This is a genomic window from Klebsiella sp. I138 (genome assembly GCF_051131765.1).
In the GTDB taxonomy this organism is placed as follows: Bacteria; Pseudomonadota; Gammaproteobacteria; order Enterobacterales; family Enterobacteriaceae; genus Klebsiella.
Genome location: NZ_CP180447.1, coordinates 3,368,966 through 3,390,306, shown reverse-complemented (window position 1 = coordinate 3,390,306; position 21,341 = coordinate 3,368,966). Strand labels below are relative to the sequence as shown.

The 21,341-nt window shown below is 53.1% G+C and carries 22 protein-coding genes and 3 tRNA genes; 17 read left to right on the top strand and 8 right to left on the bottom strand.

All coding sequences use genetic code 11. The annotated features are described in order from the left end of the window. The first annotated feature begins 5 nt into the window (after window positions 1-5). The 3 genes from ACMYSK_RS15800 to bglJ all read left to right on the top strand — a co-directional run bounded on the left by ACMYSK_RS15800 (window position 6) and on the right by bglJ (window position 2,499). Window positions 6-872: a helix-turn-helix domain-containing protein gene (locus ACMYSK_RS15800; protein WP_434636707.1), complete on the top strand. Its 867-nt coding sequence runs from the start codon at window positions 6-8 to the stop codon at window positions 870-872. A 248-nt stretch (window positions 873-1,120) separates the two neighbouring features. Further along, complete coding sequence (locus tag ACMYSK_RS15795) at window positions 1,121-1,873, top strand: LuxR C-terminal-related transcriptional regulator (protein WP_434636705.1); 753 nt, start codon at window positions 1,121-1,123, stop codon at window positions 1,871-1,873. Continuing rightward, window positions 1,822-2,499 (top strand): DNA-binding transcriptional activator BglJ, encoded by a 678-nt coding sequence (gene bglJ, locus ACMYSK_RS15790; protein ID WP_434636704.1) that lies wholly within the window; start codon window positions 1,822-1,824, stop codon window positions 2,497-2,499. The genes ACMYSK_RS15795 and bglJ overlap by 52 nt, the downstream gene beginning before the upstream one ends. 15 nt (window positions 2,500-2,514) lie before the next feature. Here the strand turns inward: bglJ and ACMYSK_RS15785 are convergent, their stop codons facing one another. After that, window positions 2,515-2,973, bottom strand: a complete 459-nt coding sequence (locus ACMYSK_RS15785; RefSeq protein ID WP_434636702.1) for a YbaK/EbsC family protein — start codon at window positions 2,971-2,973, stop codon at window positions 2,515-2,517. A 340-nt stretch (window positions 2,974-3,313) separates the two neighbouring features. Here ACMYSK_RS15785 and ACMYSK_RS15780 point away from each other — a divergent pair, with 340 nt between their 5' ends. After that, entirely contained in the window at window positions 3,314-4,657 is a 1,344-nt protein-coding gene (locus tag ACMYSK_RS15780; protein WP_434636700.1) for a PTS sugar transporter subunit IIC, read from the top strand. Window positions 4,658-4,700: 43 nt separating this feature from the next. Here the strand turns inward: ACMYSK_RS15780 and fhuF are convergent, their stop codons facing one another. Together fhuF and ACMYSK_RS15770 are read right to left on the bottom strand one after the other, a co-directional pair. Then, window positions 4,701-5,489 carry a siderophore-iron reductase FhuF gene (gene fhuF / locus ACMYSK_RS15775; RefSeq protein WP_434636698.1) on the bottom strand — a complete coding sequence of 263 codons (789 nt, stop codon included), beginning with the start codon at window positions 5,487-5,489 and terminating at the stop codon, window positions 4,701-4,703. 111 nt (window positions 5,490-5,600) lie between these two features. Beyond that, entirely contained in the window at window positions 5,601-6,647 is a 1,047-nt protein-coding gene (locus ACMYSK_RS15770) for a GGDEF domain-containing protein (protein WP_434636696.1), read from the bottom strand. Window positions 6,648-6,910: 263 nt separating this feature from the next. Here ACMYSK_RS15770 and ACMYSK_RS15765 point away from each other — a divergent pair, with 263 nt between their 5' ends. Beyond that, window positions 6,911-7,150 carry a DUF1435 domain-containing protein gene (locus tag ACMYSK_RS15765; protein ID WP_434644161.1) on the top strand — a complete coding sequence of 80 codons (240 nt, stop codon included), beginning with the start codon at window positions 6,911-6,913 and terminating at the stop codon, window positions 7,148-7,150. A gap of 21 nt (window positions 7,151-7,171) precedes the next feature. On the opposite strand, the gene ACMYSK_RS15760 is transcribed toward ACMYSK_RS15765, so the two are convergent. The 4 genes from ACMYSK_RS15760 to rsmC form a co-directional block, all read right to left on the bottom strand. Further along, a tRNA-Leu gene (locus ACMYSK_RS15760) sits at window positions 7,172-7,257 on the bottom strand. A 31-nt stretch (window positions 7,258-7,288) separates the two neighbouring features. After that, window positions 7,289-7,374 (bottom strand) — tRNA-Leu (locus tag ACMYSK_RS15755). 28 nt (window positions 7,375-7,402) lie between these two features. After that, window positions 7,403-7,489: transfer RNA gene (locus tag ACMYSK_RS15750), tRNA-Leu, on the bottom strand. A 170-nt stretch (window positions 7,490-7,659) separates the two neighbouring features. Further along, a complete protein-coding gene (rsmC, locus tag ACMYSK_RS15745) occupies window positions 7,660-8,688 on the bottom strand; it encodes a 16S rRNA (guanine(1207)-N(2))-methyltransferase RsmC (RefSeq protein ID WP_434636694.1) in 1,029 nt (342 codons plus the stop codon). Window positions 8,689-8,881: 193 nt separating this feature from the next. On the opposite strand from rsmC, the gene ACMYSK_RS15740 reads away from it, so the two are divergent. The 12 genes from ACMYSK_RS15740 to deoD all read left to right on the top strand — a co-directional run bounded on the left by ACMYSK_RS15740 (window position 8,882) and on the right by deoD (window position 20,223). After that, entirely contained in the window at window positions 8,882-9,295 is a 414-nt protein-coding gene (locus ACMYSK_RS15740; RefSeq protein ID WP_434636692.1) for a DNA polymerase III subunit psi, read from the top strand. After that, window positions 9,264-9,710 (top strand): ribosomal protein S18-alanine N-acetyltransferase, encoded by a 447-nt coding sequence (gene rimI / locus ACMYSK_RS15735; RefSeq protein WP_434636691.1) that lies wholly within the window; start codon window positions 9,264-9,266, stop codon window positions 9,708-9,710. Before ACMYSK_RS15740 ends, rimI begins: the two co-directional genes overlap by 32 nt. Before the next feature lie 101 nt (window positions 9,711-9,811). After that, window positions 9,812-10,489, top strand: coding sequence for a pyrimidine 5'-nucleotidase (gene yjjG / locus ACMYSK_RS15730; protein WP_434636688.1), 678 nt, complete (start codon window positions 9,812-9,814; stop codon window positions 10,487-10,489). 91 nt (window positions 10,490-10,580) lie between these two features. Beyond that, window positions 10,581-12,170: a peptide chain release factor 3 gene (prfC, locus tag ACMYSK_RS15725; protein ID WP_434636686.1), complete on the top strand. Its 1,590-nt coding sequence runs from the start codon at window positions 10,581-10,583 to the stop codon at window positions 12,168-12,170. A 218-nt stretch (window positions 12,171-12,388) separates the two neighbouring features. Then, window positions 12,389-13,000 (top strand): molecular chaperone OsmY, encoded by a 612-nt coding sequence (osmY, locus tag ACMYSK_RS15720; protein ID WP_434636683.1) that lies wholly within the window; start codon window positions 12,389-12,391, stop codon window positions 12,998-13,000. Window positions 13,001-13,241: 241 nt separating this feature from the next. Continuing rightward, a complete protein-coding gene (locus ACMYSK_RS15715) occupies window positions 13,242-13,403 on the top strand; it encodes a DUF1328 domain-containing protein (RefSeq protein WP_004857650.1) in 162 nt (53 codons plus the stop codon). A gap of 231 nt (window positions 13,404-13,634) precedes the next feature. Continuing rightward, entirely contained in the window at window positions 13,635-14,708 is a 1,074-nt protein-coding gene (locus tag ACMYSK_RS15710; protein WP_434636681.1) for a patatin-like phospholipase family protein, read from the top strand. Next, the gene (locus tag ACMYSK_RS15705) at window positions 14,705-15,484 is read left to right on the top strand and encodes a TatD family hydrolase (protein ID WP_434636680.1); all 780 of its coding nucleotides are present in this window, start codon (window positions 14,705-14,707) and stop codon (window positions 15,482-15,484) included. Before ACMYSK_RS15710 ends, ACMYSK_RS15705 begins: the two co-directional genes overlap by 4 nt. Before the next feature lie 483 nt (window positions 15,485-15,967). Next, on the top strand, window positions 15,968-16,747 hold the full coding sequence (deoC, locus tag ACMYSK_RS15700) for a deoxyribose-phosphate aldolase (RefSeq protein WP_434636677.1): 780 nt from the start codon (window positions 15,968-15,970) through the stop codon (window positions 16,745-16,747). 55 nt (window positions 16,748-16,802) lie between these two features. Beyond that, window positions 16,803-18,125 carry a thymidine phosphorylase gene (deoA, locus tag ACMYSK_RS15695; protein WP_434636676.1) on the top strand — a complete coding sequence of 441 codons (1,323 nt, stop codon included), beginning with the start codon at window positions 16,803-16,805 and terminating at the stop codon, window positions 18,123-18,125. Window positions 18,126-18,177: 52 nt separating this feature from the next. After that, window positions 18,178-19,401 (top strand): phosphopentomutase, encoded by a 1,224-nt coding sequence (gene deoB / locus ACMYSK_RS15690; RefSeq protein WP_434636674.1) that lies wholly within the window; start codon window positions 18,178-18,180, stop codon window positions 19,399-19,401. Between the two features lie 102 nt (window positions 19,402-19,503). Further along, window positions 19,504-20,223, top strand: a complete 720-nt coding sequence (gene deoD, locus ACMYSK_RS15685) for a purine-nucleoside phosphorylase (protein WP_434636673.1) — start codon at window positions 19,504-19,506, stop codon at window positions 20,221-20,223. 101 nt (window positions 20,224-20,324) lie between these two features. On the opposite strand, the gene lplA is transcribed toward deoD, so the two are convergent. Continuing rightward, complete coding sequence (gene lplA / locus ACMYSK_RS15680) at window positions 20,325-21,341, bottom strand: lipoate--protein ligase LplA (RefSeq protein WP_434636671.1); 1,017 nt, start codon at window positions 21,339-21,341, stop codon at window positions 20,325-20,327.

Here is a 21,341-nt window from a genome sequence, read left to right as displayed (position 1 = left end):
TCGCCATGCAGGCCGTAAATACCGTTCCCGTTTTTAAATTGTATGGTGAAGAGCGCGATTGTCCGGCACCCGATCTTCTGCACTGCGAGTCGATTTTACAGCGCAGCAGCCTGTATGAATGGCATATCCGCATCCATCAGCATGCGGAGCTGGTGCAGCTCCTCTATTTGCATAAAGGTAGGGCGGAAATCGAAATTGAAGGGATAACAACGGTGATGACCGAATCCTGTATTCAGGTGGTACCGGCGTTGTGTATTCATGGATTTCGTTTCTCACCGGGAACTGAGGGTTATGTGTTGTCACTGGCGCTGCCGCTGCTCAGCCGGTTTGAAAGCCAGTTTGGTCGCCAGCTTGATGTCCTCAGTCAGTCCCAGTGCGTACCCGTTAAGCGTTCTCGCGGGCATGTTCGCGCGCTGTTTATGGCATTGCGTGAAGAGTATTGCGAAGAGCTGGATGCCAGGGAGATGATGCTGCACTCGCTCTTAGGCGCGCTGCTGGTCTGGCTGAAACGACAGTGCCTTCCGACGCCAATCACCGAAGGGAAAGCGGAACGAAAGCGCAGCGTCATACGACATTTCTCTCGTCTTATTGAAAGTCATTACCGCGAACATTTACCGCTAGGGGAATATGCCCGGCAGGTAGGGCTGTCGGCGACGCACCTTAATTATTTATGTCGTGAATTTCATGGCTGCAGTGCCTTAGGCGTTTTACACCAAAGGTTGATGCTTGAGGCGCGGCGTAATTTGCAATATACCGCAATGACCGTAACTCAAATTTCTGATTATTTAGGGTTTTCTGATGTAACCTATTTTTCTCGATTTTTTCGTCGATACAGTGGCGTATCGCCAAAAGCATTCAGGAACGATATTTGATATTTTCTCATTCGTGTTTTTTTTGTGATTATTTCTAATGTTTGCTTTAATTTTTTCTAATTAATTGCAGCTCTTTATGTATGCTAAGGTCAGCAATGTTATTCCCCACGCTATAATTTGGTTCAGAACGTTGGGCCTAAACGTTCGCCAGGGGTGATAAAGATTCACCTGGAAAATAATATTATGGTTCCCAGGGGCCCCATCTGTTTTATGCCAGTCGTGAATCTTCTACAGCAAACGGAGGATTTATGTTACCAGGGCACGGTCAGTACGGCATTATCATCAGCAAAATACCGGTTATGCAATCCGGCTTAAAAACAATCGCCAGTGAGTGTCTTCCCGACTATATCTTCCACTGCTGCTGTTCACCGGATGAACTCACGCTACCCGATCTGAGTCGAACTCGATTGGTCGTTGTCGATCTGTCTGGGCGGAGCAGCCAAACTCAGGAACTTTGTGAATATTATTGTTTTTTAATGAAACAGTATAAAGATATTCATTGGGTATATATCGTAGGGCACACCACTTCCCCTCAGGCCAGACTATTTATCACCCACGATAACAGCACGTTGATTTCCGACAGTGAACCGGTGGGGCACGTAGGTGAAGCAATTTGCTCAGGGGAGGAGAAGAGGCCCGGAGAGCAGCCTGCCACCGGCGTCAGGCAGGCTTTTTTCATCCAGGAAACGGGCAGCCTCAAGCTCAGTCAGGAGGCGGTGAGCGTTCTGACGCCATCTGAACGGAAGGTTTTACGGCTTCTGGCAAAAGGATGGGGGATTAATCAAATTGCCTCGTTATTGAAAAAAAGTAATAAGACAATTAGTGCGCAAAAAAATAGCGCGATGCGCCGTTTATCTTTACGCAGTAATGCGCAGATGTATGCCTGGGTTAATAGCGAACAAGGAATGAAAGTGTTGAACATATACTCAGAATATGGAGAACAGCCAGAATGGAAAAACGAAACGAAGCGCAATGTATTGCTGTCGTCGAACAGTGTGTAATGACGGAGGCGGCGCTTCGTTTTATCTTAAACGATCGACAAAACATAAATGCGAGCGTTCTTTTTTTTAACAATGTTCAGTCATTGAAATACGCATTGAATATCCTGGATGTTACGGCGGTTATTTTTTCACTTTCCGGTCATCGTCAACTGCGGCTGGAAAGTTTGCTTTTTCTCCATGAGATTGCTTGTTCTAACCCGGATGTTTGCCGGGTTGTTTTAGCAGATAATATAAGGGAGGCCTCCTTAATTAATCAGCTGGCACCATTCCATCTACACGGTATATTAAATAAATCGACACCCCGCGAGACGTTACAGGAACAACTCCTTCTGCTTCTGGCGCAACAAACCTCACTGCGCAATGAGCCGTTTAGGCAGAAGGGGGTTCATCGCCTCATTCCCAGCCCAATCGAGCAAAGTATTCTTCGCTGCATGGCCGATGGTTATTCATTGCCAGAGATAGCGGTTCAGCTGGGTCGGAATATCAAAACCATTCGTGCCCACAAATGTAATGCGATGGCCAGGCTGGGTTTCAGCTCCGATCTCGGGCTACTGAGTGCGGCCGATCTTCTGATACATCTCCCGCCACCATGCGATAAAGACGCTGCTGAGGCGGAGAGGATGTAGCCGTGCTCCTGATATTTACTGGCAAACATCGATCCAGGTAGCTGCCGTCAGCTGGGCCATTCTGTCCGGTGAAATACGCACCGCACTATGGATTGCACCCGCAGCTGGTAAGACTTCCGGATATTGCTTCAGTGAAATATCACAATAGATTGCCAGTGGATTTTCCAGCCCGAATGGGCATACCCCACCGACCGGATGGCCGGTTAACATCACCACTTCATCGCTGCTGAGCATACGTGCTTTCGCACCAAATGCGTCCTTCAGTTTTTTATTGTCCAGCCGGGCATTGCCGCTGGCGACAACGAGTACCACCTGTTCTTTGATTTTTAAAGAGAGGGTCTTCGCAATTTGCCCGGGTTCGACGTGATGCGCCGCGGCTGCCAGTGCTACGGTTGCCGTACTTTGATTCATCTCGATGATGTCGATATCGGGGGCAAGCTCGGCAAAGAACTGCCGCACGGACTGCAGACTCATTGGGTTCTCCTGATTGGTGTCCGATTTAATCTGTCATAAGCCCGAAGGAGTGTAAATATTGTTGATTGATAATCCGGAATTATTCCAATTTCTGGATCTTCTTCACAATCGCTGCAACCGGTTACTGTAACCGGTTGCTGTTATGGTCACTGAGATGAATACTGAATAGGTAACTTCCCTGTGTCACTTATAACAAAAGAGCCGTGTATGAATCGTGCTGATTTGAACAGTATAGCGAATGGAATGGCTGACGTAGTTTTCCTTTTCCAGAACCTGTTTCATCACAACGGCAGAATAATCGTTGTTGGGCCAGTATCTAAAGCCTGTCAGGAGGGCTGCTATGTCTGCTAACCATGCTGCGTTTAATCTGATATTTCGCTTCGTAGAAAATTATATTAGCCCCGTAGCCGGGCGAATCTCGTCGCAGCGCCACGTGATGGCTATCCGTGACGGTTTTATCTCGGCGATGCCATTTATGATTGTCGGGTCATTCCTGCTGGTCTTTGCGTACCCGCCGTTTTCCCCGGATACCACCTGGGGGTTTGCACGCGCCTGGCTGGATTTGGCGAAAGAGTTTGAAGGGCGCATTCTGACCCCGTTTGATATGACGATGGGCATTATGTCTATCTATATCTGTGCCGCGATCTCTTATAACCTCGGCAAGCACTACGTGAAGAGCAACCAGCTTGATCCTTTCATGTGCAGCATGCTGTCAATTATGGCGTTCCTGCTGGTGGCCGCGCCGAAAACGAACGGCACCCTGCCGGTAGACAGTCTCGGCGGTACGGGGATCTTTACGGCGATCCTCGTAGCGGTGTACTGCGTTGAAATGATGCGTTTCCTGAAGGCACGTAATATCGGTATTCGCCTGCCGGATCAGGTGCCGCCGATGATCAAAAACTCCTTTGACTTGCTGATTCCGGTGCTGGTAGTGGTGCTGACGCTCTATCCGCTGAGCCTGTTTATTCAGCACCATTTTGACATGCTTATTCCACAGGCCATCATGGCCATCTTTAAGCCACTGGTGTCCGCAGCGGACTCGCTGCCGGCGATTTTACTGGCGGTGCTGATCGGCCATCTGCTGTGGTTTGCCGGGATCCACGGTGCGGCAATTGTCTCTGGCATGCTGCAAATGTTCTGGCTGACTAACCTGGGTATGAACCAGCAGGCGCTGGCGCAAGGAGCCCCGCTTCCGCATATCTTTATGGAGGCATTCTGGACGTTCTTTATTGTTATCGGAGGGTCTGGTGCCACAATGGGCCTGGTCTTCTGCTATCTGCGCAGTCGGTCGGCGCATCTGCGTTCAATCGGCCGTCTGAGCGTAGTGCCAAGCCTGTTCAATATTAACGAACCGGTCATTTTCGGGACGCCTATCGTGATGAACCCGGTATTCTTTATCCCGTTCCTGCTGGCGCCGATGGTGAACGCCGTACTGGCATGGGCTGCGATGAAGCTGGACCTGATTGGGCGAGTGATTTCAGTTGTACCGTGGACGGCCCCGGCACCGATTGGCGGCGCGTGGGCATTGGGCTGGGATTTCCGGGCGGCAATACTGGTGGTTGTGCTGGCCTGCGTCTCCGCAGTTATTTACTTCCCGTTCTTCAAGGTGTACGAGAAACAGCTGTTAGAGCAGGAAGCCGAAGAGGCTCAGCGCGTGGCGGAAGAAAGCCAGCAGACAGCATAAGAAAACCCGCGGGCGGCCCTGTCGCCGCCCGCAGCAACGGGCATTATTTCAGCGTGCAGTCTCCGCATTGCTGAACATCGGGCAGACGGTTACGTTGGCAGCAGGTGCGCCGCACCAGAAGCCCTTCACGTAAAATTACCGTACGCCACAGCGGATTGTCCTGGCCATCAGAAAACTGTTTTTCAAAGAAGCAGTGCTGACGCAGGGCGGCAACGAGTTCATCACCCAGCAGCGCTTTCATTTCCCCCAGATACCAGTTGATCAGATAGCCGGTATTGCTCCAGATAAGTTTGCCATTGATATCACCGGTTGCTTCCAGGGCCTGTACTACCGGTCGCAATGCGCAGTTAACCAGCGTTTCCACACGAGCTTGCGGCGAATGCGCTTTGGCGGAGGAGTCCGCATGGACATCAATCCAAAAGCAGGCTGCACGGCCTGTTTCGTGAAATTCAACGCGGAAATGCTCCGGAGCAAGGCTGATGGCGCTCTCTTCGCTGAGTAATGCCAGCATCAGCGGCGGTACCAGCAGGCCGATGTACCATTGCGCCCAAAGCGAAAGCAGCGGTTTCTGTTCACGCGGTATCGTCGGCTGATTGCGATAGATATGATCGGAATAGGTTGCCAGCAGGGAGCTGAGCATCATGGGCGCTGACCATTCAGCGAGCGTTAGTGCGCAATGCGGGGCTTCCTCATCGAGGCGCAGAAAATCCAGCAGATGAGGGCGAAGAGCGGTGATTTTTTCCCGAATAGCATGTGCCAACGCATGCCCGGCCGGCGGCAACGGGGCCTGCCAGATGATGTCATTGCTGAATGAAGCAGAACGGTAAGCCATCAAATCGCCGGATAGGAATCTAAATGATAATGATTAGTGATACTAGTTAGTTGTCCGGGCGATGGCAAGAAATTTGTCTGCCTCACGGGGTGGGTATGATAGGTGGTGTTGTCAGCTGGCGAGGATAATATTGCGTCCCTGACCCTTCGCTTCGTAGAGCGCAGTATCGGCTCTTTTCAGGGCGCCATCGATGTCGGAGTCCTTGAGCGGCGTCATCCCAATACTAATAGTGACATTGGTGGCGACGCTTTCATTAAACATATGTGGAATTTTCAAATCGTAGACCTGCTGGCGGATACGCTCTGCGGCCAGAGACGCGGCTTCCGCAGTGCTGTTTGTTAACAGCACCATAAACTCCTCACCGCCAAAGCGTGCGACGATATCGCGCGAGCGCACGGCATTGCGAATGGCGGCAGAGACCTGGATCAACGCCTGATCGCCCATCATATGCCCGTAGTGGTCGTTGTAGGCTTTAAAATGGTCGATATCCAGCAGCAGTACATGGTGGTCATTATCACTCACCGCCAGGAGGGTATCCAGCCGGTTCTGCAGACCGCGTCGGTTATATAAACCGGTGAGTGGATCCAGCATACTGAGATCGTTGAGGGTGTTGCGTTCCAGTAACAATTTATCCATCAGCCCTTTGGTGAGAGCATCGCTGCGTTTTTGAATGATGCTCTGTAGCGTAATACCGGCGATGGGAAGTGCAAGGCAGTACAGCATTCGTAGCCATTGTTCACCCTCGGCAAGGACCAGACAGACGATAAACGTGGGTAAAGAGTGCAGGGTAAAGGCAATGATATTATTGGGAAAGGCAATTGCACCAATAAATAATATGCTTAATAACGCAATGACCAGAAAGTTAAAATGAGGCGGTGCCAGTAATAATGCTTTTTCTGTTATATGCCATGCCCACAAAACACCAAATATCAGAGAAATAACGGGAATACTTATTTTGTGCTGTGAAAATTTCCAGTGCCAGAGGACCAGGGCGCTACTAAGTATAACGATCAGGATGCAGGGCAGAGTAAGGCTGACGGTAGTAAAGAGCGGGCTGACTAAGGATAGAAAGGCAGAAATAAAATTTAGCAGCAAAAAAAGCCGTAAGGAATATTGATATTTTTTGTCGTAATGTTGTTGCCAGGATTGTGCAGTCATATTGAGTGTATCGTGATTAGTCATTAAATTTCAAAATGATGGCTGCCAAAAATGAACGAGTAAAAGCAATCCACATAGTGCGGTTTTTGCGAAATGATCAAATATTTTAATGCATTAGTGTTGTTCGTTTAATTTATCACCTTCACTAATCTATGTCATCAGCTCGAACGTAAAGAACGAAATATCCTAAGGGGCGCAGCATGACAAATGATAAACATTATCATATGATATTGGTTATCATTATCGCTTTGAAAGGTGAAAACATGTTGCAGCGAACTTTAGGCAGTGGATGGGGAGTGCTGCTTCCTGGCGTACTGATTGCTGTGCTGGGATTTGCCGATCTGTCGGTAGATGCCTGGCGTGGGCTGGTGACGGTCGGGCTATTGATGTCGGCATTGATGATCTGGCACCGGCGGTTACGACATTTTGTTCTGTTGCCGTCATGCGTGGCGTTGATCAGTGGGATAATGCTGATGACGTTGAATTTAAAGCTGATGGGATAATGCAGAGAAGGGTAAGAATATTGGTGCGAGGGGGGGGACTCGAACCCCCACATCCTAAGGACACTAACACCTGAAGCTAGCGCGTCTACCAATTCCGCCACCTTCGCACAGTATTCTTAATTTTTGATATCGCCTCGTTGGTGCGAGGGGGGGGACTCGAACCCCCACATCCTAAGGACACTAACACCTGAAGCTAGCGCGTCTACCAATTCCGCCACCTTCGCACAGTGCGAGCGATATCTGCGTGGTTTATGGTGCGAGGGGGGGGACTTGAACCCCCACGTCCGTAAGGACACTAACACCTGAAGCTAGCGCGTCTACCAATTCCGCCACCTTCGCATACCATCGATACTCAGAAAGTATCGTTACCACGGAGGCGCATTCTAGTGGTTTTCAGCTATTCGTCAATAGTTAATTGTGTGGCCTGGATTGATTGTTGCAAAAATGGTCGGGTTTTAGCGAGGGAGAGCCGGCGGCGCGGTTGTCCGGCCACCGGAGAGGGAGACGAATTATTTTTTCGCCTGACGGGTCATGACGGTACGATAGACTTTAAACCGGCCCGTTTGAGCAATCACTTCGTGGAAGCCAAAGATTTCATCCAGCACGTTTGGATATGGCAGGAAGGCGTTAGCGACAATTCGCAACTCTCCACCGCTGTTCAGGTGACGGACTGCACCGCGAATCAGGGTTTGCGCAGCTTCCTGGCTAGTCTGCAGGCCATCATGGAACGGCGGGTTGGAGATAATCATGTCGAAACGACCGTTTACTTCGGAGAACACGTTGCTGGCAAACACTTCACCTTCAATACCGTTGGCGGCAAGCGTTGCACGACTGGCTTCGACCGCCGGCGCGCTGACGTCGCAGAGCGTCAAGCGGACCTTCGGTGAATGGCTGGCCAGTACCGTCGCCAGCACACCTGCGCCGCAGCCAACATCGAGTACTTTACCTTTCGTGTGCGGCGTTAGCGTTGAGAGTAACAGCTGGCTGCCAATGTCCAGTCCGTCACGGCTGAATACGCCTGGCAGCGTTTTAATGGTCAGATTTTCCAGCGGATATTCGCCCCAGTACTGTTCGGGATCGAAAGTCGGCTGTTTTTCCAGACGCCCGTGATACAGCCCACAGCGGCGTGCGCTGTCGATCTTCGTCAGGGGAACATACTCGGCCAGCATTTGTTCGGCGCTGCGAACGCCGCTGCGGTTTTCACCGACGACGAAAACATCGATCCCAACCGGCAGCAGCGACAGCAGGTTCATCAACTGGAACTGCGCTTCCGGTTTGTTCTTTGGCCAGTAGTACACCAGCGTGTCGCAATCGGCAACGTCGCCGGCTTCGGCCACCAGGCTAAAACGGACGTTTTCGCCCATCTGGCCGTTCAGGGCCTGCCAGTGGTGAAACTGCTGGGTGTGGGCGCGACTGGCCGCGGTGTCCAGACGTGCGGGCAGGTCATCCTGCAGGTCACCGGCAAACAGAACGCGTGCGGGTTCGAAATCATCACTGTGGCGCAGCAAGACTTCACTTGCCGGGGTAAAAGCAGACATGAAACACTCCTTCATTAAGACTGGCGCCGATTATACACGTTATCCAAAACGCTGCCTCTTTGTTGGCGCTCCCGGCGCTGTCTGAACGTAGATGTTGTGTCTGACCGAATTGCAGGGGCGTCGTACGTAGTTTGTTGGCGCAGATACGACGGATTTGCTATATTGCGCGCTTGATTAACAGGAGTGTTTCGCTATGACTTCCCGACGAGACTGGCAATTACAGCAGCTGGGTATCACCCAGTGGTCGCTGCGTCGCCCCGGGGCGTTGCAGGGTGAAATCGCTATCTCGCTTCCTGGGCATATTCGTTTAGTGATGGTGGCGGAACATCTGCCGTCGCTGACGGAACCGTTAATCAGCGATATTTTACGTGCTCTGGCGTTGACGCCTGAGCAGGTGCTGCAACTCACGCCCGATCGCGTGGCGATGTTGCCGCAGGATAGCCGCTGCAACAGCTGGCGGCTGGGTACTGACGCACCGTTGCTGCTGGCGGGCGCACAGGTTTCGACGCCCGCTTTTGATGAACTTCAGACCAGCGCGCCTGCCCGTATGGCGTTTTGGCAACAAATCTGCGCTCATGAACACGATTTCTACCCTCAACACGGCTGATTTGCCCCGTGCCTGGCAAATAGAACAACGCGCCCACGCTTTTCCGTGGAGCGAACAAACCTTTGCCAGTAATCAGGGCGAACGCTATCTGAATCTGCAACTGACGGTCGATGGCGAGATGGCGGCCTTCGCAATTACGCAAATTGTGCTGGACGAGGCGACCCTGTTTAATATCGCCGTCGATCCGGCCTTTCAGCGACGCGGTCTGGGGCGGGAGCTGCTGGAGCGGGTGATTGACGAGGTCGAAAAACGCGGCGTCGTTACGCTGTGGCTGGAGGTTCGCGCGTCTAACGCTGCGGCCATTGCGCTGTATGAGAACTTAGGTTTTAACGAGGCAACCATCCGCCGCAACTACTACCCCACGACCGACGGGCGTGAGGATGCGATCATCATGGCGCTGCCAATCAGTATGTAACTGCCTACCCGGTAGGCTTTTTCATGGGCAAGTCTGGAGCTGAAATACTCAGACCTGCTGCAACACAACGCCTCTGGGGCGGGTAATGACGGGGTGATACGATGAAGTGGGACTGGATTTTTTTTGATGCCGACGAAACGTTGTTTACGTTCGACTCTTTTACCGGTTTGCAGCGGATGTTTCTCGACTATAGCGTGACTTTTAGCGCCGAAGATTTTCAGGACTATCAGGCCGTGAATAAGCCACTGTGGGTGGATTATCAAAACGGCACTATCACTTCGCTACAGTTGCAGCATCAGCGTTTTGATAGCTGGGCAGACCGCCTTAGCGTGCCGCCAGGCGAACTCAACGATGCGTTTATGAATGCGATGGCTGAGATTTGTTCCCCGCTTCCGGGGGCAGTATCGCTGCTGAACGCGCTGCAGGGGAAGGTGAAGATGGGGATCATCACCAACGGCTTTACATCCTTGCAGCAGATCCGCCTGGAACGCACCGGTTTGCGTGAACACTTTGATTTACTGATTATTTCTGAAGAGGTTGGCGTCGCGAAGCCGGACGCACGCATTTTTGAATACGCGCTGGCGCAGGCGGGTCATCCCGATCGTTCTCGCGTGCTGATGGTCGGTGATACGGCTGAGTCCGATATTCGCGGCGGCGTGAACGCCGGCCTGGCCACCTGCTGGCTGAATGCCCACCAGCGTGAATTGCCTGCGGATCTTCATCCTGACTGGACGGTGACCTCTTTAAGCGAACTGGAGCAGCTCCTGTGTAAACACTGATTGCCTCCCCCCCATTGATGGGTAAAATAGCCGCAATTTTTTGTATTCCACATGCGTGGCCGGTTGCCGCGTTTACTAAGAAGAATGAATTATGACGTTGTCTCCTTATCTGCAAGAGGTGGCTAAACGCCGCACTTTTGCCATTATCTCTCACCCGGATGCCGGTAAAACGACCATCACTGAGAAGGTATTACTGTTCGGACAGGCGATTCAGACCGCGGGTACCGTTAAAGGCCGTGGCTCCAGCCAGCATGCAAAATCAGACTGGATGGAGATGGAAAAGCAGCGTGGTATCTCCATTACCACCTCGGTGATGCAGTTCCCGTATCACAACAGCCTGGTTAACCTGCTGGACACCCCGGGCCACGAAGACTTCTCCGAAGATACCTACCGTACTCTGACGGCGGTGGACTGCTGCCTGATGGTCATTGATGCGGCAAAAGGTGTTGAAGATCGTACCCGTAAACTGATGGAAGTTACCCGCCTGCGCGATACGCCGATCCTGACGTTCATGAACAAACTCGACCGTGATATCCGCGATCCGATGGAACTGCTGGACGAAGTTGAGAACGAGCTGCGTATTGCCTGTGCGCCGATCACCTGGCCCATTGGCTGCGGTAAGCTGTTTAAGGGCGTGTACCATCTGTATAAAGATGAAACTTATCTCTACCAGACCGGTAAGGGCCACACCATCCAGGAAGTGCGGATCGTGAAAGGTCTGGATAACCCAGAGCTCGATCGGGCCGTTGGGGACGATCTGGCCCAGCAGCTGCGCGATGAGCTGGAACTGGTTCAGGGCGCCTCAAACGAATTTGATAAAGAGCTGTTCCTGGCAGGTGAAATTACGCCAGTCTTCTTTGGGACGGCCTTAGGTAACTTCGGCGTGGATCATATGCTGGATGGCCTGATTGAATGGGCGCCAGCGCCGATGCCGCGTAAAACCGATACTCGTGTAGTGGCGGCGGAAGAAGAGAAGTTTACCGGCTTCGTCTTTAAAATTCAGGCCAACATGGACCCGAAACACCGTGACCGCGTGGCCTTTATGCGCGTGGTATCCGGTAAGTATGAGAAAGGCATGAAGCTGCGCCAGGTTCGTACCGGCAAAGACGTGGTGATTTCCGACGCGCTGACCTTTATGGCCGGCGACCGTTCTCACGTAGAGGAAGCCTGGCCTGGCGATATTATCGGTCTGCACAACCACGGTACTATTCAGATTGGTGACACCTTCACCCAGGGTGAAATGATGAAGTTCACCGGTATCCCGAACTTTGCGCCGGAGCTGTTCCGCCGTATTCGCCTGAAGGATCCGCTGAAGCAGAAACAGCTGTTGAAAGGGCTGGTTCAGCTTTCTGAAGAGGGCGCGGTACAGGTCTTCCGGCCAATCGCCAATAACGACCTTATTGTCGGTGCAGTCGGTGTGCTACAGTTTGATGTGGTCGTGGCTCGTCTGAAGAGTGAGTACAACGTTGAGGCGATTTACGAATCGGTGAACGTGGCGACCGCACGTTGGGTGGAATCCACTGACGTGAAAAAATTTGAGGAATTTAAGCGTAAAAACGAAATTCAGCTGGCCCTTGATGGCGGTGATAATCTGACATATATCGCCCCAACTATGGTTAACCTGAATCTGACTCAGGAACGTTACCCTGAAGTTCTGTTCCGTAAAACGCGCGAGCACTAATCCCTTTCGGAGCGCGGTTCTTGCCGCGCTCCATGCTATTTTTTTGCGGCTTCCAGCGTTATAGAAAGTTCTTAAAGATCCCCATCAGCGTGATTTTTTGTGCATATTTCCCGTCTCTCTCATGACCTTCTACTATATTTAATAAGTAATTTTTAAGATTCTGGCTTAATAAGCTACTTATTTTGCTTTACCGATATAGAAATAACGAGGATAGAGCGATGACAAGACTAAAGAATGCCGGGACGTTGCTGGCTCTCTTCTTAGGCTCAGCCATGGTAAGCGCCTCGGCATATGCAGAAAATCCGACGGCGGACAGCGCACAATCGGTTGCCACTAGCGCGGGTCAGGCCGTCGACAGCTCGCTGAATAAAGTCGGCGACTTTATGGATGACAGCACAATCACCGCCCGCGTGAAAGCGGCGCTGATTGACGATAAAGATATTCGCAGCAGCGATATTTCGGTGAAAACGGAGAATAAAGCAGTCACTCTGAGCGGATCCGTCGACAGCTCTGCGCAAAAAGAACTGGCGCTGAGCGTGGCGAAAGATGTCAAAGGCGTAACCACCGTTAATGACAAGCTGAGCGTGGTTGAAGATAAGTCGGCAAGCCTCAAGGGGTACGCAGGCGACACGGCAATTACCAGCGAAATCAAAGCTAAATTGTTGGCGGATGATATTGTGCCATCGCGAAAAGTGACGGTTGAAACCCACGCCGGTACCGTGCATTTATCCGGAACCGTTGATTCTCGCCAGCAGGCGGATCGGGCGGCGGATATTGCTAAAGCCGTTTCTGGCGTCAAAAACGTAGAAAACGATCTCAGCGTTAAATAATCCCATTCATTTAATAACGTTATTTCCCGCTCACTATCCAACATTTTGAATTACGGGCGGGCAGTAAACGAAAGCGTCCTCTGGCGCTTATTCAGGTCATTTATTGAAGATGGCGGGCACAGCCCGCCTGCCAGTAATAGATGTATGACGAGTAAAGCAAAAAGAGCACTACAGGGTTGATGTATGCGTGGCCTGAGCGCGCAGAAAAGCGACCGTTATCCACTATGGTAAGGAGCACATTATGTTTCGATGGGGCATTATTTTTTTGGTCATCGCACTGATTGCCGCAGCGTTAGGATTCGGTAGCCTGGCGGGTACGGCTGCCTGGGCTGCGAAAATCGTCTTTGTCGTCGGTATTATTCTGTTCCTGGTGAGCCTGTTTACCGGGCGCCGGCGCCCATAGCAAGCGGTCTTTCTCTGCCGCGTAAGACGCGAAACGCGTTTTCATGACATCGAGTTTTACATAAAGCCAGTCCTCAGGACTGGCTTTCGTGGTTTCAGGGGGGTAATAATTGCGGGAATGTAAGACTGCTTACGGGCGGGGGAACGTCGAGTGACAGGTCGGGGAACACAGGCGGCCTGTTATAAAGCGGATCATTTTGTGCGTCTAGAATAAACAGAACAGGAAAGCAGAGTGGGGCATCGAATTCCCGTTACGCTTGGCAATATCGCACCGTTGTCTGTCAAACCATTTCGTCCGGGCAAACTTGGCCTGGTGTGTGAGGGCGGCGGTCAGCGAGGTATTTTTACCGCCGGAGTGCTGGATGAGTTCATGCGCGCCGGGTTCAACCCTTTTGACATTATGCTGGGGACATCCGCCGGCGCGCAGAATCTGTCGGCCTACATGTGCAACCAGCAGGGCTATGCCCGTAAGGTTATCACCCGTTACACTACGGCACGGGAATTCTTCGATCCTATGCGTTTTGTTCGCGGTGGCAATCTTATCGACCTCGACTGGCTGGTGGAGAGCACGGCACAAAAAATGCCGCTGGCGATGAGCTATGCAGAGGATCGGTTCGCGCAGGGAAAAGAGCTGTGGATGTGCGCCTGCCGCGGCGATGACTATACGCCAAACTATTTTGCACCCACGCAGACCACCTGGCTCGACCTGATCCGTGCCTCCAGCGCGATCCCCGGATTTTATCGCAGCGGCGTTATGCTGGACGGCATCAGCTATCTGGATGGCGGCGTCAGTGATGCTATTCCCGTGCAGGAAGCGGCCCGGCGAGGGGCGCAAACCATTGTGGTGATCCGCACGGTGCCCTCGCAGATGTTCTATACCCCGCAGTGGTTTAAGCGGATGGAACGCTGGCTTGGCGAAAGCAGCCTGCAGCCGTTTGTGAACCTGGTCCAGCACCACGAAGAAACCTATCGTACCACCCAGCAGTTTATTGAGAAGCCGCCGGGCAAGCTGCGGATCCTGGAAATTTTTCCGCAAAAACCGCTTAAAAGTATGGCACTGGGAAGCCGACTACCGGCGCTGCTGGAAGACTACAAGACCGGGCGTCAGTGCGGGCGCTATTTTCTGGCGACGGTGGGGAAACTGCTTGCCGACCGTCCGCCGCTGGTACGTCATCTGCCACGGGTCACGCAGCCGACTTCGGTTGTTGTTCCGCCGACATCTGTCGCTAACGATCCGCTCGCGGCTACCTTTGTTACCACCCCGCAGGCCAATGATGCCCGCTTTGATAACGAGGACCTGGCATGACGTTGCAGTTTATCGATACTCATTGCCATTTTGATTTTCCTCCTTTTACCGATCACGAAAGCGAGAGCCTTGCCAGAGCGGCAAAAGAAGGGGTCATCCAGATTATCGTTCCGGCCATCGAAGCAGATTACTTCCCCCGCGTATTAGCCCTGGCAGAACAGCATGAGGCGGTGTATGCCGCCGTGGGGCTACATCCCATTGCCATCGAACGGCATGATGAGCGAAGCCTTGAGATACTGGAAGCCTGTCTGCGGCAACGTCATCGCAAGCTGGTTGCTGTAGGAGAGATCGGTCTCGATCTTTATCGCGACGATCCGCAGTTTGATCGTCAGCAGGTGATGCTGGAGGCGCAACTGCGGCTGGCGAAGCGTTACGATCTGCCGGTGATTCTGCACTCCCGACGCACCCATGATAAGTTAGCAATGCTGCTGAAAAAACATGCGCTGCCGAGGACCGGCGTGGTGCATGGTTTTGCGGGAAGTTTACAGCAAGCGGAACGCTTCGTGCAGTCAGGCTACAAAATCGGCGTCGGCGGGACAATTACCTACCCGCGGGCCAGCAAAACGCGTGATGTGATGGCCCGCCTGCCGCTATCGTCACTGTTGCTGGAGACGGATGCCCCGGATATGCCGCTCAATGGTTTTCAGGGGCAGCCAAATCGGCCAGAGCAGGTGGCACGTGTCTTTGCCTCGCTATGTGAGCTACGGCAGGAACCTACGGATGTCATTGCGAGTGCCCTGATACAAAATACACACGCGTTGTTCTGTGCCATGTAACACGTCTGGCACAAGGCGCTACCTGCGCCGCGGGCCAGGCATCCGCTGCGGCTGGCGGAGATGTTACGGACCTCATCACGCCACAGTACTGACATCCTCCCTTCCGGTATCTTCTTGGTGTTATAATTCCATCATTTCTGAATTAAAATAAACTTCTTATTTTTCATATGATAAAGAATAAATCTCATTTTTAAGCACAAAATGCATCCGGTTTTGTCGAGAAATAACAGATTGTCATGTTATTATATTAACATCATCTCAGGGCAGGGAATTCTGATTATGCTTAAAGTAAAGCTGCCGCCACGGAGTGGGATACGAGGCTGATAATAGTGATCCGTGTCACATTACAGTAATGCAAATTCTAGGTGAGTTTTCATTAACTGTGATGAATGTCGAAGTGTAACGGCGATGTGATGTTACAATAGTAACAGACTCGCTAGATGAACAAACTATTGAACCGGCATTAAGCCGTCGGAGTATGAAATGACTGATTTATCTGCAAGCAGCCTGCGCGCGTTAAAACTGATGGACCTGACTACGCTGAATGACGATGACACCAATGAAAAGGTGATCGCTCTGTGCCATCAGGCAAAAACGCCGGTAGGAAATACAGCGGCTATCTGCATCTATCCGCGCTTTATCCCGATTGCTCGCAAAACGTTAAACGAGCAGGGCACCCCGGACATCCGCATTGCGACGGTCACCAACTTCCCGCACGGTAACGATGACATCGATATCGCGCTGGCAGAAACCCGTGCGGCGATTGCCTATGGCGCGGATGAAGTCGACGTGGTATTCCCGTATCGCGCGCTGATCGCTGGTAACGAGCAGGTCGGATTCGATCTGGTGAAAGCGTGTAAAGAAGCCTGCGCGGCAGCGAACGTACTGCTGAAAGTGATCATCGAAACCGGTGAGCTGAAAGAAGAGGCGTTAATTCGTAAAGCCTCTGAAATTTCTATCAAAGCCGGTGCGGATTTCATCAAAACATCGACGGGTAAAGTGCCGGTAAATGCGACGCCGGAAAGCGCACGTATCATGCTGGAAGTGATCCGCGATATGGGCGTACAGAAAACCGTTGGCTTCAAGCCTGCGGGCGGCGTGCGTAGCGCCGAAGATGCACAGCAGTTCCTGGCCATCGCCGATGAGCTGTTCGGTGCGGACTGGGCGGATTCTCGTCACTATCGTTTCGGCGCATCCAGCCTGCTGGCAAGCCTGCTGAAAGCGCTGGGTCACGGGGACGGCAAGAGCGCAAGCGCATATTAATTCTCCTTTCGCGGCGGTTTTTCCGCCGCATTTAACCTGATTTATTGGGGGTACCGTGTTTCTCGCACAAGAAATTATTCGTAAAAAACGCGATGGTCACGCGCTGAGTGACGAAGAGATCCGCTTCTTCATCAATGGCATTCGTGATAACACCGTGTCAGAAGGGCAAATTGCTGCCCTGGCGATGACCATTTTCTTCCATGATATGTCTATGCCGGAACGCGTCTCGTTGACCATGGCAATGCGGGATTCCGGAACCGTCCTCGACTGGAAAAGCCTCAATCTGAACGGCCCAATTGTGGATAAGCACTCTACCGGCGGCGTCGGCGATGTGACTTCTCTGATGCTTGGCCCGATGGTTGCGGCCTGCGGCGGCTATGTGCCGATGATCTCCGGGCGTGGCCTCGGCCATACCGGCGGTACCCTCGACAAACTGGAAGCCATTCCGGGCTTCGATATTTTCCCGGATGACGTTCGTTTCCGCGAGATTATTAAAGATGTTGGCGTCGCCATCATCGGGCAGACCAGCTCTCTGGCTCCTGCCGACAAACGTTTCTATGCCACCCGCGATATTACCGCAACGGTGGACTCCATCCCGCTCATCACCGCATCGATTCTGGCGAAAAAACTGGCTGAAGGCCTGGATGCGCTGGTGATGGACGTTAAAGTAGGCAGCGGCGCCTTTATGCCGACTTACGAACTTTCCGCCGCGCTTGCCGAAGCGATCGTTGGCGTTTCCAACGGTGCCGGCGTGCGCACCACCGCGCTGCTGACCGATATGAACCAGGTGCTGGCATCCAGCGCCGGAAACGCGGTTGAAGTCCGCGAAGCGGTCCGCTTCCTGACCGGCGAATATCGCAATCCGCGTCTGTTTGATGTGACCATGGCGCTGTGCGTCGAAATGCTGATTTCCGGCAAGCTGGCTCAGAACGACGCCGACGCGCGGGCGAAACTGCAGGCGGTGCTGGACAACGGCAAAGCGGCCGAAGTGTTTGGCCGGATGGTCGCCGCTCAAAAAGGGCCGAACGATTTCGTCGAGAACTACGATAACTACCTGCCGACTGCCATGCTGAGCAAAGCGGTCTACGCTGATGGTGAAGGATTTGTCGCTGAAATGGACACCCGTGCGCTGGGTATGGCGGTGGTGTCGATGGGCGGCGGCCGTCGTCAGGCGTCCGATCCGATTGACTATAGCGTCGGCTTTACCGACATGGCTCGCCTCGGTGATAGCGTTGACGGGCAGCGACCGCTGGCAGTGATTCACGCGAAAGACGAAACCAGCTGGCAGGAAGCTGCCAAAGCGGTCAAAGCGGCAATTAAACTGGACGATACGGCACCGAAAGAAACCCCGACGGTCTATCGTCGAATCACCGAATAGCGGTATACTGATCTGATCGCTTTTTTGCAGCGCAAAAGGTACGGAGAATAATATGAAACGTGCATTTATTATGGTGCTGGACTCCTTCGGCATCGGTGCGACTGAAGATGCCGCTCGCTTTGGCGACGTTGGCTCAGACACGATGGGCCACATTGCAGAAGCCTGTGCTAAGGGCGAGGCTGATCATGGTCGTAAAGGCCCGCTGAATTTGCCCAACCTGACCCGTCTGGGCCTGGTTAAGGCCCACCAGGGCTCGACCGGTAAAATCGCCGCCGGGATGGACGCGAATGCGGACGTGATTGGCGCATACGCCTGGGCTCATGAGCTCTCTTCCGGTAAAGATACGCCGTCTGGACACTGGGAAATCGCCGGTGTACCGGTTCTGTTCGAATGGGGCTACTTCAGCGACCACCAGAACAGCTTCCCGCAGGAATTGCTGGATAAACTGGTTAAACGCGCCAATCTGCCGGGCTACCTCGGTAACTGTCACTCTTCCGGTACGGTTATTCTGGACGAGCTTGGCGAAGAGCATATGAAAACCGGCAAGCCGATTTTCTATACCTCCGCTGACTCCGTGTTCCAGATTGCCTGCCATGAAGAGACATTTGGTCTGGATAAACTCTACGAGCTGTGTGAAATCGCGCGTGAGGAGCTGACTGAGGGCGGTTACAACATTGGTCGCGTTATCGCGCGTCCGTTCGTTGGCGATAAACCGGGGCACTTCCAGCGCACCGGCAACCGTCACGATCTGGCCGTTGAACCGCCGGCGCCGACCGTACTGCAGAAGCTGGTGGACGAGAAAGACGGCCACGTGGTTTCCGTTGGGAAAATCGCCGATATCTATGCCAACTGCGGGATCACGAAAAAAGTGAAAGCGACCGGTCTGGATGCGCTGTTCGATGCGACCATCAAGGAGATGAAAGAAGCGGGTGATAAGACTATCGTCTTCACTAACTTCGTGGACTTCGACTCTTCCTGGGGGCATCGTCGTGATATCGCCGGTTATGCTGCGGGCCTGGAACTGTTCGACCGTCGTCTGCCGGAGCTGATGGCGCTGGTGGGTGAAGATGACATTCTGATCCTGACCGCTGACCACGGCTGCGACCCAAGCTGGCAGGGTACCGACCATACGCGTGAGCATATTCCGGTTCTGGTATACGGCCCGAAAGTAAAACCGGGTTCGCTGGGCCACCGTGAAACCTTCGCGGATATTGGCCAGACGCTGGCGTCTTACTTCGGTACTTCAGCCATGGACTACGGCAAGAACATGCTGTGATTGATTGCCCGGTGATGCTTCGTTTACCGGGCCTACGGTTTTACAGGCCGGGCAAGGCGTAGCCGCCACCCGGCAAAAACAACAATGTAAAAGGAACTGAAGATGGCAACTCCTCACATTAATGCAGAAATGGGTGATTTCGCTGACGTCGTGTTGATGCCTGGCGACCCGCTGCGTGCAAAGCATATTGCGGAAACTTTCCTTGAAGACGTGCGTGAAGTTAACAACGTGCGCGGCATGCTGGGCTTTACCGGCACCTATAAAGGTCGCAAGATCTCCGTCATGGGTCACGGTATGGGTATCCCGTCCTGCTCCATCTACACCAAAGAACTGATCACCGATTTCGGCGTGAAGAAGATTATTCGCGTCGGTTCCTGCGGTGCGGTCCGTGCCGATGTGAAACTGCGTGATGTGGTGATCGGCATGGGGGCGTGCACCGACTCTAAAGTCAACCGTCTGCGTTTCAAAGACCACGATTTTGCCGCTATCGCTGACTTCGGCATGGTGCGTAACGCGGTTGATGCAGCGAAAGCTCTGGGCGTTGATGCTCGCGTGGGCAACATCTTCTCCGCAGATCTGTTCTATACGCCGGATCCGACCATGTTTGACGTGATGGAAAAATACGGCATCCTGGGCGTGGAAATGGAAGCGGCCGGTATTTACGGCGTGGCGGCGGAGTTCGGGGCGAAAGCGCTGACAATCTGCACTGTTTCCGATCATATTCGTACTCACGAGCAGACCACTGCTGCTGAGCGTCAGACGACGTTTAACGATATGATCAAAATCGCGCTGGAATCCGTTCTGCTGGGCGATCAAGAGTAAGCATTGTATTTGTATTGCCCGGTGGCGCTACGCTGGCCGGGCCGACGAAACGGTGCAGAACCTGTAAGCCGGATGGCGTAGCCGCCATCCGGCTTTTTTTATTAGCGTACCGCGCCCGCAATCCACGCCGCCAGCTCACGCAACTCCTTCTCCTGTTCCGGGAAATCCACCCGTAGCGCCTCGCACGCCTGTTGCAGCACATCAGCACGATACAGGCAGCCCTGCAATCGCGCGGCCAACGCTTCCAGCGGCGCCGGATTCAGGCTGTCGGTAAATACCTGTGTACGGGTGATATGTCCTTTCTCAACGTCGAAATGCAGCTCAACGCCGCCCCAGACAAAACGTTCATCCAGCAGATGTGAGAAGGCGGGTGCCTGACCAAAATTCCACGCCCAGCTGCTCTGGCGAGCGAAGGTCTCGGCAAAATTTGGCAGATCCGGCGTCTTATCCGGCGAAATCACTTCTGCGGCGACGCGCTCGCCGTAGTAGTCGAAAAAAGCCTCTTCAATCGCTGAGCAGACCTGCTGGTGCGTAATAGCCGGCAGGAGCTCGACCAGGTTTGCCACGCGCCCGCGTACCGAGGTGATACCTTTCGCCTGCAGCTTCTTTTTATCCGGATGGAGATAGTTTGCCAGGCGGCTTAAATCGGCGTTCAGCAGCAGGGTTCCGTGGTGAAAACCGCGGTCCGGAGTTTCGCGATAGGCTGAACCGGAGACTTTGCGATCCCCCTCGGCGGTTTTGACCTCCAGGTCATTACGCCCGGACGCTTGTGCCGTAACGCCCAGCGTACCCAGCGCAGCCAGGACAATTTGGGTGGAGACGGTTTTGTCGTACTCCGGTTTACCCGCCATAAACGTAAAGCAGGTGTTTCCGAGGTCGTGGAATACCGCGCCGCCACCGCTGCTGCGGCGAGCCAGGCGGACATTATCTTCTTCCATCCGACGGGTGTTGCACTCTTTCCACGGGTTTTGCGCCCGGCCAATGACCACCGTGTCGGCATTGCGCCACAGAAACAGCACGCGCTGGGTGGCGGGCATCTGGCGGAAAATGCACTCTTCAACGGCGAGGTTGAACCAGGGGTCAGTAGAATCTGAGAGCAGCAGGCGTAGCGTCGACAT

Bases quoted from the DNA above. Each gene is read 5' to 3' on its own strand.
- ACMYSK_RS15800 (WP_434636707.1), top strand. From the start codon at position 6: ATGCAGGCCGTAAATACCGTTCCCGTTTTTAAATTGTATGGTGAAGAG.
- ACMYSK_RS15795 (WP_434636705.1), top strand. From the start codon at position 1,121: ATGTTACCAGGGCACGGTCAGTACGGCATTATCATCAGCAAAATACCG.
- bglJ (WP_434636704.1), top strand. From the start codon at position 1,822: ATGGAAAAACGAAACGAAGCGCAATGTATTGCTGTCGTCGAACAGTGT.
- ACMYSK_RS15785 (WP_434636702.1), bottom strand. From the start codon at position 2,973: ATGAGTCTGCAGTCCGTGCGGCAGTTCTTTGCCGAGCTTGCCCCCGAT.
- ACMYSK_RS15780 (WP_434636700.1), top strand. From the start codon at position 3,314: ATGTCTGCTAACCATGCTGCGTTTAATCTGATATTTCGCTTCGTAGAA.
- fhuF (WP_434636698.1), bottom strand. From the start codon at position 5,489: ATGGCTTACCGTTCTGCTTCATTCAGCAATGACATCATCTGGCAGGCC.
- ACMYSK_RS15770 (WP_434636696.1), bottom strand. From the start codon at position 6,647: ATGACTGCACAATCCTGGCAACAACATTACGACAAAAAATATCAATAT.
- ACMYSK_RS15765 (WP_434644161.1), top strand. From the start codon at position 6,911: ATGTTGCAGCGAACTTTAGGCAGTGGATGGGGAGTGCTGCTTCCTGGC.
- rsmC (WP_434636694.1), bottom strand. From the start codon at position 8,688: ATGTCTGCTTTTACCCCGGCAAGTGAAGTCTTGCTGCGCCACAGTGAT.
- ACMYSK_RS15740 (WP_434636692.1), top strand. From the start codon at position 8,882: ATGACTTCCCGACGAGACTGGCAATTACAGCAGCTGGGTATCACCCAG.
- rimI (WP_434636691.1), top strand. From the start codon at position 9,264: ATGAACACGATTTCTACCCTCAACACGGCTGATTTGCCCCGTGCCTGG.
- yjjG (WP_434636688.1), top strand. From the start codon at position 9,812: ATGAAGTGGGACTGGATTTTTTTTGATGCCGACGAAACGTTGTTTACG.
- prfC (WP_434636686.1), top strand. From the start codon at position 10,581: ATGACGTTGTCTCCTTATCTGCAAGAGGTGGCTAAACGCCGCACTTTT.
- osmY (WP_434636683.1), top strand. From the start codon at position 12,389: ATGACAAGACTAAAGAATGCCGGGACGTTGCTGGCTCTCTTCTTAGGC.
- ACMYSK_RS15715 (WP_004857650.1), top strand. From the start codon at position 13,242: ATGTTTCGATGGGGCATTATTTTTTTGGTCATCGCACTGATTGCCGCA.
- ACMYSK_RS15705 (WP_434636680.1), top strand. From the start codon at position 14,705: ATGACGTTGCAGTTTATCGATACTCATTGCCATTTTGATTTTCCTCCT.
- deoC (WP_434636677.1), top strand. From the start codon at position 15,968: ATGACTGATTTATCTGCAAGCAGCCTGCGCGCGTTAAAACTGATGGAC.
- deoB (WP_434636674.1), top strand. From the start codon at position 18,178: ATGAAACGTGCATTTATTATGGTGCTGGACTCCTTCGGCATCGGTGCG.
- deoD (WP_434636673.1), top strand. From the start codon at position 19,504: ATGGCAACTCCTCACATTAATGCAGAAATGGGTGATTTCGCTGACGTC.
- lplA (WP_434636671.1), bottom strand. From the start codon at position 21,341: ATGTCGACGCTACGCCTGCTGCTCTCAGATTCTACTGACCCCTGGTTC.